Genomic DNA, 12045 nt, shown 5'->3' with positions numbered 1-12045 from the left:
TACGAGATCTATCGCTGTGACTGGAGTTCAGACGTGTGCTCTTCCGATCTATCCGCTTATATGTTAAAGTATTTGGTGCTCTTACTATAAGCTGTGCCTTATTATTTATTTCCACAGATATCGACCTTTTTTTAAGTCTTACTATCTGAATTTCTATTTCTAAATTATTTATCTTATATATAGAATCCATCATTCACCCTCCATATCTTTTATATTGTATCACAACATTTAATTAACATATTGTAAATAAAACTTTAACATTTATGCTATAATAACCCTTAGATAACTAAGGAGGAATTTTTTATGTTTATAATTACATTTAAAACAAATAGCAATGATGTTGATTCTAAAGTTGAAAAACTTCAATTTAATGAAATATTCAATGTCTACTATGAAGCCCCACTACATATAACAACAGATAACTGGGGTTATGGATATGAAGAAAAAGAAAATGAAACATTAGACCTTAATATAGTTTTTGAGGGTGAAAATAAAGATTTAAATACTTTCACAAACTCACTTTGTGAAATTTTAGAAAGTAAAGATTTTACTACTAAAGAAGAAAACTATACATATGAAGAAGATATTTTCCCATCAGTTGAAATAAATGATGATTGGATTCTTATACACCCAAGTGAATCTACAAATATAAAAAATAGAATTAACTTTATATCACAAGGTGCTTTTGGTACAGGACTTCATGAAACAACAAAAGATATCCTAGCACTTATACTTAGCAAAGATTTTTCAGATAAAACAGTTATGGATCTTGGAACTGGTTCTGGAATATTATCAATTGCAACAGCTATGAAAAATGCTAAAAAAGTTACTGCAATAGATATACGTGATGTTTCTGAAGAAGTAAATCTTAATTCTGATCTTAATAATCTTTCAAATGTAGAAGTTAAAGTTGGTAATGCTCTAACTAACGATTTTTCAGTTGACGATAAATATGATTGGATTTACATAAATATCGGTGGTGAAGAAACTCAGATGTTTATGGAGTATATAGATAATCATATTAAAAATGATGGTATGTTACTTGTATCTGGACTTGTTGAATGGAGCTTTGACTTTGTTAAACAAGAAGTTGAAAAATTTAATTTTGAGATAACAGAAAAAGTTCAAACAAATGAGTGGTGCACTGCAATATTCAAAAAAATAAACTAGCAAATGCTAGTTTATTTTTATACTTCAATTATTATATTTTCTCCATTATGAATTTCAGATGTCATATCAATAATAAAGTTTATAATAGCTTCATTATTTTTATTATCAGCTAAAAACATCTTTAATTCATCCTCACTTTTCGCACCTATAATTTTCCTAAACTTCTCACTAAAATACTCATCATTATTATTTGAAATACTATCTAAAAGTTCTTCTGTACCAGAATATACATTAACCTTAGATTTTTTTAATTTATCATTATCAAAGTAAAAATTTATTGTTTCTATAAGATTTAAAAATGTTTCTTCACCCACATTATTTTTTTCATATTCAAACTCTTCTAATGAATTATAAAAAAATGAATATCTTTTTATAATTTCCTTACTATTATTTATTTCATTCGATACAAAAAAATTTAAAACATCTTTATAATCTTGTACTATTATTTTATCTTCCTCATGAGTAATATCAAGCTTATTATAAATAAAACTTGGTAGTACAACGTATTTTAAAAATTTTATAACTTCTTCTCTTTTTTTGAAGAAAAAATATTTATTATAATCTTTTTTTAAATCTAAATCCTTTACATCAAAAGCAACTATATATTTATCTGTTTTTATATAATCTCTATACTTTTTTACATAATCTGACCAATAATGAATAATCCCCATATTTCCCCCTATCAAACTCATTAAATTACATCTTTGTTAATTATTTACACTAATATTTTAACATAGAATAATATTATAAAAATAACATAATAATTAATTTTATGTATATCATTTATTATTTTAGTTAATAATCTAGTTGTGACATAAAATTATACCTATATTTACTGTGGCAAAAAGAATATATATTATATGTTTATTTTTGTTTAATCCCCTTTATTCCACAGTAGCACATAATAAAATACCCTGAAGATTTTTTCTTCAGGGTATTTTTTATAATATTTCTATATCAGCTCTTTCTTTTTTTAAATTACCTATTTTACTTCTTCTTTTTTCAAGACTTTGACTTATATCATCAACACTTATATCAAGTTCATTCATTAAAACAAGCATATGGTATATAAGATCGCTAAATTCTTCTACCTGCTCATTTTTATCATCACTTTTAGCTGCTATTATAACCTCAATTGCCTCTTCACCCATTTTTTTTAGTATCTTATCTTTACCTTTAGTAAATAGATAACTTGTATATGAGTCTGCTACTTTATTAACTTTTCTATCATTTATAACACCATATAATTCATTTATTATATTACTCATAAACTTCCTCCCCATTTATATCCTTATAAAAACAACTTCTTCTCCCAGTATGACAAGCTACACCAATCTGTTTTACTAAAACCAGTATAGTATCATTATCACAATCTATTCTTATATCCTTAACTTCTTGAAAATGACCTGATGTTTCACCCTTATTCCAAAGTTTTTTTCTGCTTCTTGAATAAAAATAAGTTCTACCTGTTTCTAATGTTTTTTTTAGACTTTCTTCATTCATATAACCAAGCATTAATACTTTTTTTGTATCATAGTCTTGAATTATTGCAGGAACAAGACCATTTCCTTTTGCAAAATCTATATCATACTTATTTTCCATATTTATTTACTCCTTATAAAGTGAAACACCTTTTTCTTTTAAATATGCTTTAAGTTCTTTAATTCCAATTTCTTTATAATGAAAAATTGAAGCTGCAAGCCCACTATCAGCTATATCACTTTTAAATACATCATAGAAATCTTCAAGCTTTCCACATCCACCTGAAGCAATAACAATAGCATTTGTTGCATCCTTAATTGCTTTTGTAAAAGCTAAGTCATAACCTTTTTTCTCACCATCTTCATCAAGTGAAGTTAAAAGAATTTCTTTAACACCTAAACTTTTAGCTTCTTTTGCCCACTCTATTGCATCAATCCCTGTATCAACCATTCCTCCATTTACAACAACATTCCATGTCCCCTTATCATTTCTTTTACCATCTAAAGCTAAAACTATTTTTTCTGCTGTAAACTTATCTATTGCAGATTTAAAAAATACTTTATCTTTTATAGCTGCTGAATTTATTCCTACTTTATCTGCTCCTGCGGCTAACACCTCTTCAACATCTTCTAAACTCCTAATTCCACCACCAACAGTAAATGGAATATTTATATTTTTAGAAATTTTAGTAACTAAATCTTTTCTTGTTTTTCTTTCTTCAACTGTTGCAGCAATATCTAAAAATACAAGTTCATCAGCACCTTGCATACAATAATCTTTAGCCATTTCTACTGGGTCGCCAACTTCTTTTATATTTACAAAGTTTATTCCTTTTACTACTTTTCCATTCTTCATATCAAGACATGGAATTATTTTTTTACCACTCATTAATAATCACCTCTTATTTTATATTTGTTAATTTTATAGCTTCATTTAAATCTAAAGTTTTTGAGTATATAGCCTTACCAGTTATAACTCCATAAACTCCAATCTCATTAATTTTTTTTATATCATTTATGTCTTTAACTCCACCTGATGCTGTTATCTTAATTCCTGAAATCTTTGATAACTCCCTTAAGCATTCTGTATTGCTGCCTTCAAGTGTTCCATCTTTTGATATATCTGTGATAATTATATTTTGAACCCCTATATCTGCAAGTTCTTTGCAAAATTCCATATATGTTTTATCACTTTTTTCAAGCCACCCATTAGTGCAAACCTTATTTCCTTTAAAATCAACTCCTACAGCTATTCTCTCACCATATTTTTCAACTGATTTTAAAAGTAGTTCTTTATCTTTTATTGCAGAAGTTCCAAGTATAACTCTTTTAACGCCTATATTTATAAGTTTATCTATACTTTCCATACTTCTAACTCCACCACCAACTTCAACTGGAGTTTCTATACTTCTAACAATATCCTCAATTATAGATATATTTACAACTTCACCTTTTTTAGCTCCATCTAAATCAACTAAATGTAAAAACTTAGCTCCTACTTTTTCAAATCCTTTAGCAAGCCCTATAATATCACTAGATATTACCTCTTCCTTTGAATAATCACCTTTATATAATCTAACTGCATTTCCATTTATAATATCAATTGCTGGTATAACTATCATATAATCCTCCTATAAAAGCCCCTTACTACTTTGTACCCTCATATTATTTTCATCAACATATATTGCTTCTTTAATTGCTCTTGCTACTGCTTTAAATATAGCTTCCACTTTATGATGATCATTCTTCCCATATAAAATATTTATATGAAGAGTCATCTTTGCTGAAAATGCTAATGCTCTAAAAAATTCTTCAACCATTTGTGTTGATAAATCTCCTACTCTATCTGATTTAAACTCAGCATCAAAAACTAAAAAACTTCTTCCACTTATATCAACTGTAGCCCTTGCTAAAGTTTCATCCATAGGAAGATAGAAATTCCCATATCTATTTATCCCTCTTTTATCACCAAGTGCTGATAAAATACATTCACCAAATACTATTCCTATATCCTCTACACTATGATGGTCATCAACATTTAAATCACCACTACAAACTAAATCTAAATCTATTCCTGAGTGAAATGCAAATAATTCTAGCATATGATCTAAAAACCCTATTCCACTATTTATACTTTTATTTGAACTACCGTCTAAATTTAAAGATATATAAATATCTGTTTCATTTGTTTTTCTTTTAATCTGTGCTTTTCTCATCCTTAAATTCACTCCTTAATACATTTAAGATAAGCTCATTATGCTTATCTGTTCCTATTGTTATCCTAATTCTTGTATCATCAAACTTTCTCATAATAATTCCAACTTTATTTAAAATCTTTTCTATTTTTAAAGCTGATTCTCCATAAGCATATATATAATTAGCTCTACTTTTCACAAACTTTATTCCATCTATATTTATTTTTTCAAGCTCTATAAATAATTCTCCTCTAAGTTTTATAATCTTTTCAACTGAATTTTGCATAAGACTAGTATCTTTTAATGCCCTAGTAGCTAAAACCTGTGAAATACTATTAACATTATAAGGAACTTTTACATCAAGCAACTTTTTAATTTCATCTATATTCGATATTAAAAACCCAACTCTTAAACTAGCAAGTCCAAAAGCTTTTGATAATGTTCTTGTAACAATCAAATTCTTATAGACATTAATTTTGTCAATTACAGATTCCTTAAAAAACTCATAATAAGCTTCATCTACAACTATCTTAATATCTTTAAATCTTATAAGTATTTTTTCTATTTCTTTAGCTGCTATACCCATACCAGTGGGATTATTAGGATTTGAAAACATCACAATTTTGGGATTTACCTCTTCTATAAAAGTTATAAAATCTTCCACTATAAACTTTTCAGGATTTACTGCATACTTTTTAATTACACCTTCATTCTGATTTACATAATAGTCATACATTGAAAAATCTGGTGCAAATGTTAAAAGTATATCCCCTTTGCCTATATAAGTTGATATTATAAGATTTAACATCTCATCAGAACCATTCCCTGACATAATATTATAAGTTTCAAGCCCTACATACTTTGCATAGCCCTCTCTTAAATCGTTATATATATTGTCTGGATACTTTGAAAAATTTATATTTAAAAACTCATTTATAAATTCATTCTTTAAACAATTATATGGATTATATAAATTTTCATTACTGTCTAAATAAATATTCTTCATAAGCTTACTCTCCTAACCTAACTTTTATAGAATTTTCATGTGCTGTAAGTCCTTCTTTTCGTGCTAAAAGCATAATTTTTTCACCATTTTCTAAAAGAGCTTCTTTTGTATATTTAGTAAATGATATTTTTTTAATAAAACTGTCTACTGATAATGGCGAGAAAAACCTAGCTGTTCTACTTGTTGGAAGCACATGGTTTACCCCTGCAAAATAATCTCCTACCGGTTCTGGTGTGTTATACCCTAAAAATACAGATGCGGCATTTTTCACTTTATCTAAATACTGCATAGGATCTTTTGTCATTATCTCTAAATGTTCTGGAGCAAACTCATTAGCTATTTTTACTGCTTCATTTAAATCTTTACAAATTATAGCCTGTCCATAATTCTTTATTGATTGTTTTATTATATCTTTTCTACTTAAAAGTTCTGTTTGTCTTATAATCTCTTGATTTACCTCTTCATAAAGTTTTTTAGAATCTGTAACTAAAATACTAGCTGCAAGTACATCATGTTCAGCCTGTGATAACATATCTGCTGCTACATAACTTGGATTTGCAAACTCATCTGCAATTATAAGAATCTCACTTGGCCCTGCAATCATATCTATATCAACAATTCCATAAACCATCTTTTTTGCAGTTGCTACATATATATTTCCTGGACCAACTATCTTATCAACCTTCCCAATAGTTTTTGTTCCATATGCTAAAGCTCCTATTGCCTGTGCTCCACCTATTTTATAAACCTTATCTACTCCTGCAACAATTGCTGCTGCTGCTATATATGGATTAATTCCCCCATCACTACTTGGTGGTGTAACCATAATAATTTCTTTAACACCTGCAACTTTTGCTGGAATAACATTCATTAAAACTGAAGAAGGATAAGCAGCTGTTCCCCCTGGAACATATACTCCAACTTTTTCTAAAGGAAGAATTCTTTGCCCTAGTAAAACTCCATTTTCTTCAAAATTGATATATGAATTTTGAACTTGATTTTTATGAAACTTCTCTATATTTTCCTTTGCAGCCTCAAGTGCTAAGAAAAATTTATTTGTTACTTCCCTCGCCGCTCTTTTTAACTCATCATCACTTACTAAAAAATTTTCTAGGTAAACTCCATCAAATTTCTTTGTATAATATATTAAACTTTCATCACCATTATTTTTGATATCATTCAATATTTTTTTCACACTATTCTCAACTTCTAAAGATGCCTCAACTTCTCTATCCTTAAATAGAGAAACAATGTCATCCCCTTCTTTAAATAAGTTAACCTTTAACATATAATTCTCCCCCTTCACCCAAATTTCTTAAACTACATTTTCAATCTTTTTTATGAAAGCAGTTATAATTTCTTGATTTATTTTAAAACTTGCCTTATTAGCTATAAGCCTTGCACTAATATCACAAACATCATCTAAAACTATAAGTCCATTCTCTTTAAGTGTTGTCCCTGTTTCCATAATATCAACAATCCCATCACATAATCCAAGTATTGGTGCAAGCTCTACAGAACCTTCTATTTTTATAATCTCTACATCCATATATCTACTTTTAAAATATTCACTAGCAACTTCTGGATATTTAGATGCAATTTTCACATGACCAACTCTTTCAAAAATATTTATACTCGGCATACTAGCTACTATAAATTTACATACCCCAAGCTTTAAATCCAAAATTTCATAATAATCTTTACTAGAACACATAAGAGTATCTTTCCCAACTATAGCAAGGTCTGCAACTCCATGTTCCACATAAGTTATGGCATCAGCTGATTTAACTAAAAAATAATTAATATCATTTTTTTCATCTCTAAAAACTAATTTCCTGCCTTTATTTTTAAGACTTGTACAATCAAATCCTGCTTTTTCAAAAAGCTCAATAGCATCTTTTTCAAGTCTACCTTTAGTTAATGCAATATTTATAGTCATCTATATCTCCTCCTTAACTAGAGAAACCTCTTCACCTGATTCTCTAAGTTTTATAGCATCTTTTAATATTTCAAAATAATTTTCATCATTATATGAAAGTTTTAATGCTTTTTTACTAGGTAAACTCTTTTCACATATTAAACCTGCAATATCATCAACTCGTAGTGAAAAGCCAATAGCCCCAAGTTCTCTACCATAAGAATTCATAAGATTATCATACCTTCCACCTTGCAAAATATCATTTGAAGCCCCATTTATATATGCTTTAAAAACAATACCTGAGTAATAATCTATCTTACTTGCAACACCTAAATCAAAACTCAAATACTTAGCAAATCCAAGGCTTGTAAGCTTATCATTTATTAATTTAAGATAGTCAATATAATCCTTTAGCTCTTTATTTTTAGCTATTGTACTTCCAGTAATCTTATCTATATCTCCAAATAACCAAGGTAATTCTTTAAGACTATCACTCATATCACTAGCAATATCTAAACTCTCTATAAAATAATTTAAATCAACTAATTTTTTACCATCTATAAGTTCTATAAACTTTTTTTCTTTATTTGCATCAAGATTTAACATAGATATTATTTTTTGCATTATACCAATATGTCCAATCTCAATTTTAAAATCATCAAAACCAATATTTTTTAATACTGCTATCCCAAGAACTATTGCTTCTATATCAGAATTCTCTTTATTTTCACCTATTATCTCAATTCCAGCATCAAAAACTTCATTCTTCTTTCCAGATAAGTTTTTATTTACTCTAAAGACTTTTGATGAATATCGTATTCTAAGCGGAAGCTTTTTATCTTTGAGCTTACTTGATACAAGTCTTGCAATAGCAAGTGTAGAGTCAGCTTTAAGACTAAGCATTCTTCCCTCGCAATCATAAAATTTATATAGTTCTTCTTCACTTACTGAGTTAAATATATCCTTAAACTCAAAACTTGGTGTAATAACCTCTTCATAAGCAAAACCATCAAAATAATTATTAAACTTATTTATAACAAAATTTATTTTTTCACATTCACTACCTATAACATCTCTTGCACCTCTTGGAAGTTCTTTTATTTCTTTAAACATTTTCCCTCCTTCCACTTTATCAAGTTAAAGTGTTAAACTACTTATATAGTATTCCAATTACCATTTTTTGTCAATTATTTATTTTAATTTTAATACTGTCAAATTCACTTGTCAATTCATATACTTTATTATTATCAATTTATTTTAATGGAGAAAATTTATGACAAATAATTTAACTAGTAACACATTTAATTACAACCCTTGCCAACCAGATGTTCCAGAAATTTTTAGATCTATAGACCCTTATGCTTGGCATACTATTCCTTATCCTGGTGAGTACTTATATCCACAAGGTGAAGAATTTGCAGCATCAAGCTGGACAACATCTTTTTTAAAGAAAGAAGGAGATTTATTTTTCTTAAACTCTGAATGTCCTTTAAACTTTCCTATAAAAGAACCAGATTTATTATTTGATTTTGAAAAAGAATTTGAATACATCTGTAACATAGCTAAATTTTTAACACCAAAAGAAATAGAACTTGCTCACTACTGGGGATATGGACCTCCAGCAAAACAATTTATGCCAATAGCAGATATACTTATAACAACTTATAAAGTACCTGCTTGTAGAGCACAAAGAATTTTATATATTTTAAACTCTGCATTAAATGATGCATGTACTGTTTGTTGGCACTATAAATATAAATATAAAATTATTAGACCTGTGCAATACAATCCATTATTCAAAGCAGTTCTTCCTACACCAAGACACCCATCATATCCTGCCGGACACTCTGTTTTAGCTGGTTGCACAAGTGCAATACTTAGTCATTTTTTCCCTGCTGAAAAAGAAAAAATTTATAAGCTTGGATTAGAATGTTCTGTTTCAAGATTATATGCTGGTGTTCACTATAAAGCTGATTGTGATGAAGGTTTCACACTTGGAGAATTTATAGGCAAGCAAATTGCTGATGTAACATTTAAAGATATTAATTCTAATCATGCAAGAATTGATTATCAATATACTGAATTTAAAGATGCACCTATATTCCCAGATACTTCAAAACAATACATCTAAAAAATAAAAGGACTAAAGCTATAAATTAAATAACTTTAGTCCTTCATTTTTTTATTTAATCTTGAAATAAATTTCCAAATCCTCCAAGTACACTACCTTCGCCAGTACTTTTTCCACCAGTCTGTGGTGCTGCTGCAAACACTTTTGAAGCAAGTCTACTAAATGGTAAGCTCTGTATCCAAACCTCACCAGGACCTGTTACACTTGCAAAAAATACACCTTCTCCACCAAATAAGCTGTTCTTAATTCCACCTACAAATTGAATATCATAATCTATATCTTTAGTCATAGCTACAAGGCATCCTGTATCAATTTTAACTCTTTCCCCAGGTTGTAACACCTTTCTAGCTATAGTTCCACAAGCATGTATAAATACCATACCATCACCTTCTAATTTTTGAAGAATAAACCCTTCTCCACCAAAGAATCCAGCACCAAGTTTTCTTTTAAAATCAATCCCAACACTAACACCTTTAGCCGCACATAAAAATGCATCTTTCTGGCACACTATTTTCCCTTGATACTGACTTAAATCAAGTGGTACTATCTTTCCTGGATATGGAGATGCAAAAGCAACCTTCTCTTTATAATTACCATTATTGCTGAATAAAGTCATGAATAATCCTTCACCGGTTACTACTCTCTTAGCTGCTCCACCAAGCATCCCAAGAAATCCTCCACCTTTTTTAGAACCATCTCCAAAAATTGTTTCCATTTGAATATCATTATCCATCATCATCATAGCACCAGCCTCTGCTATCACAGCTTCTCGTGGGTCAAGTTCTATTTCAACAAACTGCATATCATTTCCATAAATCTTATAATCTATTTCATCATTATACATACCAACCGCTCCTTTTTTTCTTAGTTAAGTTCATTCTATTATATAAAATAATTTATTACAATTATTATCATATGTATTTTTACATAAAACTATAATAAAAAACTGTTAATAAGTGATTTACTCTACTTACTAACAGCTTCTTAGTTTCTATTTTTTTGCTACTTCTATGACTTCCTTAACAATAAGCGCAATATTTAATAAATCTTTTATATAAATATGCTCTTCAAGCGTATGTGGTTTTCTCTCTCCACTAGATAAATTAACAGACTTTATTCCTTTTCCATTAAATATATTAGTATCACTTCCACCACCTGATGACACAAGTTTTAATTCTAGATTAGCATTTTTACAAGCTTTATCTAAATGACTTATTATCTCTTCATCTTTATTTACAGAAAAAGCTCCATATGATCTAGTAACTTTAATTTCAACTCTACCATTCATATCACTAGCCACTTTTTCAAAAGTTTCTACCATATGTTTTGTCTGCATATCTAAAGATTCTTCTACTGTACTTCTTGCTTCTGCTTCAATAAATACTTCAGGGCAAACTATATTTGTAACTTTACCACCTGATATTGTACCAATATTAGCTGTTGTATTTTCGTCAATTCTTAAAAGTTTCATATTAGCAATTGCTCTTGCTGCTATTTCTATAGCACTAATTCCTGTTTCTGGAGCAACCCCTGCATGAGCTGGCTTTCCAAATATCTTAACTTTTAAATTATCCTGTGCTGGTCCTTTTATTGCAACAATTCCAATTTCTCCACTACTATCTAAAATAAATCCTTTTTTTGATTCAATCTTAGAGTAATCAAGATTTTTTGATCCAAGTAGTCCAACTTCTTCACATATTGTAAAAGCAACTTCAACAGTTGGATAATCAATGTTATTTTCTTTAAGCATCATTATTGCTTCTATAATTCCAGCAATCCCAGCTTTATCATCTCCACCAAGAATAGTTGTTCCATCTGTATATATCATTTCTTCATTAATTAAAGGCTTGATACCTATCCCCGGAGTTACTGTGTCCATATGCCCTGAGAATAATATAGTTTCCCCATCTACAGTTCCTTTTAGTCTTCCAATTATATTACCTTTGCAGTTAGAACCAATTACTTCACCTGCGTTATCATAAGAAACTTCAAATCCTAAACTCTCTAAATCACTAAAAAGTCTATCTGCAAAATCCTTCTCACTATAACTTTCACTATCTATTTTTACATACTCTATAAATCTATTTATTAATCTTTCTTTATTAACCATTTTGCTTCCCCCTACTTTCAACTTTTTTAGACAT

Annotated in this window: 14 protein-coding genes; 2 read left to right on the top strand and 12 right to left on the bottom strand. The window is 28.8% G+C overall.

Going from position 1 to position 12045, the window contains the following annotated elements:
- Nucleotides 1-303: 303 nt before the first annotated feature.
- On the top strand, nt 304-1170 hold the full coding sequence (locus Q0V15_RS02585; protein WP_297435699.1) for a 50S ribosomal protein L11 methyltransferase: 867 nt from the start codon (nt 304-306) through the stop codon (nt 1168-1170).
- Between the two features lie 17 nt (nt 1171-1187).
- On the opposite strand, the gene Q0V15_RS02580 is transcribed toward Q0V15_RS02585, so the two are convergent.
- The 10 genes from Q0V15_RS02580 to Q0V15_RS02535 all read right to left on the bottom strand — a co-directional run bounded on the left by Q0V15_RS02580 (nt 1188) and on the right by Q0V15_RS02535 (nt 8883).
- Nucleotides 1188-1841 (bottom strand): hypothetical protein, encoded by a 654-nt coding sequence (locus tag Q0V15_RS02580; RefSeq protein WP_297435697.1) that lies wholly within the window; start codon nt 1839-1841, stop codon nt 1188-1190.
- Between the two features lie 270 nt (nt 1842-2111).
- Nucleotides 2112-2438, bottom strand: coding sequence for a phosphoribosyl-ATP diphosphatase (hisE, locus tag Q0V15_RS02575; protein ID WP_297435695.1), 327 nt, complete (start codon nt 2436-2438; stop codon nt 2112-2114).
- Entirely contained in the window at nt 2431-2778 is a 348-nt protein-coding gene (gene hisI / locus Q0V15_RS02570) for a phosphoribosyl-AMP cyclohydrolase (RefSeq protein WP_297435701.1), read from the bottom strand. The genes hisE and hisI overlap by 8 nt, the downstream gene beginning before the upstream one ends.
- Nucleotides 2779-3540, bottom strand: a complete 762-nt coding sequence (hisF, locus tag Q0V15_RS02565) for an imidazole glycerol phosphate synthase subunit HisF (RefSeq protein WP_297435693.1) — start codon at nt 3538-3540, stop codon at nt 2779-2781.
- Between the two features lie 13 nt (nt 3541-3553).
- Nucleotides 3554-4273: a 1-(5-phosphoribosyl)-5-[(5-phosphoribosylamino)methylideneamino]imidazole-4-carboxamide isomerase gene (gene hisA, locus Q0V15_RS02560; RefSeq protein ID WP_297435691.1), complete on the bottom strand. Its 720-nt coding sequence runs from the start codon at nt 4271-4273 to the stop codon at nt 3554-3556.
- Between the two features lie 9 nt (nt 4274-4282).
- Nucleotides 4283-4867, bottom strand: coding sequence for an imidazoleglycerol-phosphate dehydratase HisB (hisB, locus tag Q0V15_RS02555; RefSeq protein WP_297435689.1), 585 nt, complete (start codon nt 4865-4867; stop codon nt 4283-4285).
- On the bottom strand, nt 4848-5852 hold the full coding sequence (locus Q0V15_RS02550; protein ID WP_297435687.1) for a histidinol-phosphate transaminase: 1005 nt from the start codon (nt 5850-5852) through the stop codon (nt 4848-4850). The genes hisB and Q0V15_RS02550 overlap by 20 nt, the downstream gene beginning before the upstream one ends.
- A 4-nt stretch (nt 5853-5856) precedes the next feature.
- Nucleotides 5857-7140, bottom strand: coding sequence for a histidinol dehydrogenase (gene hisD / locus Q0V15_RS02545; RefSeq protein ID WP_297435684.1), 1284 nt, complete (start codon nt 7138-7140; stop codon nt 5857-5859).
- Between the two features lie 27 nt (nt 7141-7167).
- A complete protein-coding gene (hisG, locus tag Q0V15_RS02540; RefSeq protein WP_297435682.1) occupies nt 7168-7791 on the bottom strand; it encodes an ATP phosphoribosyltransferase in 624 nt (207 codons plus the stop codon).
- Complete coding sequence (locus Q0V15_RS02535) at nt 7792-8883, bottom strand: ATP phosphoribosyltransferase regulatory subunit (protein ID WP_297435680.1); 1092 nt, start codon at nt 8881-8883, stop codon at nt 7792-7794. It abuts the gene before it with no gap.
- 160 nt (nt 8884-9043) lie between these two features.
- On the opposite strand from Q0V15_RS02535, the gene Q0V15_RS02530 reads away from it, so the two are divergent.
- Complete coding sequence (locus Q0V15_RS02530; protein ID WP_297435678.1) at nt 9044-9901, top strand: vanadium-dependent haloperoxidase; 858 nt, start codon at nt 9044-9046, stop codon at nt 9899-9901.
- Between the two features lie 55 nt (nt 9902-9956).
- Here the strand turns inward: Q0V15_RS02530 and Q0V15_RS02525 are convergent, their stop codons facing one another.
- Nucleotides 9957-10745 carry a TIGR00266 family protein gene (locus Q0V15_RS02525; RefSeq protein ID WP_297435676.1) on the bottom strand — a complete coding sequence of 263 codons (789 nt, stop codon included), beginning with the start codon at nt 10743-10745 and terminating at the stop codon, nt 9957-9959.
- Between the two features lie 147 nt (nt 10746-10892).
- A complete protein-coding gene (locus Q0V15_RS02520) occupies nt 10893-12011 on the bottom strand; it encodes a M20/M25/M40 family metallo-hydrolase (RefSeq protein ID WP_297435674.1) in 1119 nt (372 codons plus the stop codon).
- Nucleotides 12012-12045 lie beyond the last annotated feature (34 nt).

The organism is uncultured Clostridium sp., assembly GCF_947036855.1.
Classification (GTDB): domain Bacteria; phylum Bacillota; class Clostridia; order Clostridiales; family Clostridiaceae; genus Sarcina.
The sequence above is the reverse complement of the archived record's forward strand: the minus strand, read 5'-3'. Positions and strand labels throughout refer to the sequence as shown.

Coding starts and splice junctions, on each gene's coding strand:
- Q0V15_RS02530 (WP_297435678.1), top strand. CDS start 9,044: ATGACAAATAATTTAACTAGTAACACATTTAATTACAACCCTTGCCAA.
- hisE (WP_297435695.1), bottom strand. CDS start 2,438: ATGAGTAATATAATAAATGAATTATATGGTGTTATAAATGATAGAAAA.
- hisD (WP_297435684.1), bottom strand. CDS start 7,140: ATGTTAAAGGTTAACTTATTTAAAGAAGGGGATGACATTGTTTCTCTA.
- hisA (WP_297435691.1), bottom strand. CDS start 4,273: ATGATAGTTATACCAGCAATTGATATTATAAATGGAAATGCAGTTAGA.
- Q0V15_RS02550 (WP_297435687.1), bottom strand. CDS start 5,852: ATGAAGAATATTTATTTAGACAGTAATGAAAATTTATATAATCCATAT.
- Q0V15_RS02525 (WP_297435676.1), bottom strand. CDS start 10,745: ATGTATAATGATGAAATAGATTATAAGATTTATGGAAATGATATGCAG.
- hisG (WP_297435682.1), bottom strand. CDS start 7,791: ATGACTATAAATATTGCATTAACTAAAGGTAGACTTGAAAAAGATGCT.
- Q0V15_RS02520 (WP_297435674.1), bottom strand. CDS start 12,011: ATGGTTAATAAAGAAAGATTAATAAATAGATTTATAGAGTATGTAAAA.
- Q0V15_RS02535 (WP_297435680.1), bottom strand. CDS start 8,883: ATGTTTAAAGAAATAAAAGAACTTCCAAGAGGTGCAAGAGATGTTATA.
- hisF (WP_297435693.1), bottom strand. CDS start 3,540: ATGAGTGGTAAAAAAATAATTCCATGTCTTGATATGAAGAATGGAAAA.
- Q0V15_RS02580 (WP_297435697.1), bottom strand. CDS start 1,841: ATGGGGATTATTCATTATTGGTCAGATTATGTAAAAAAGTATAGAGAT.
- hisB (WP_297435689.1), bottom strand. CDS start 4,867: ATGAGAAAAGCACAGATTAAAAGAAAAACAAATGAAACAGATATTTAT.
- Q0V15_RS02585 (WP_297435699.1), top strand. CDS start 304: ATGTTTATAATTACATTTAAAACAAATAGCAATGATGTTGATTCTAAA.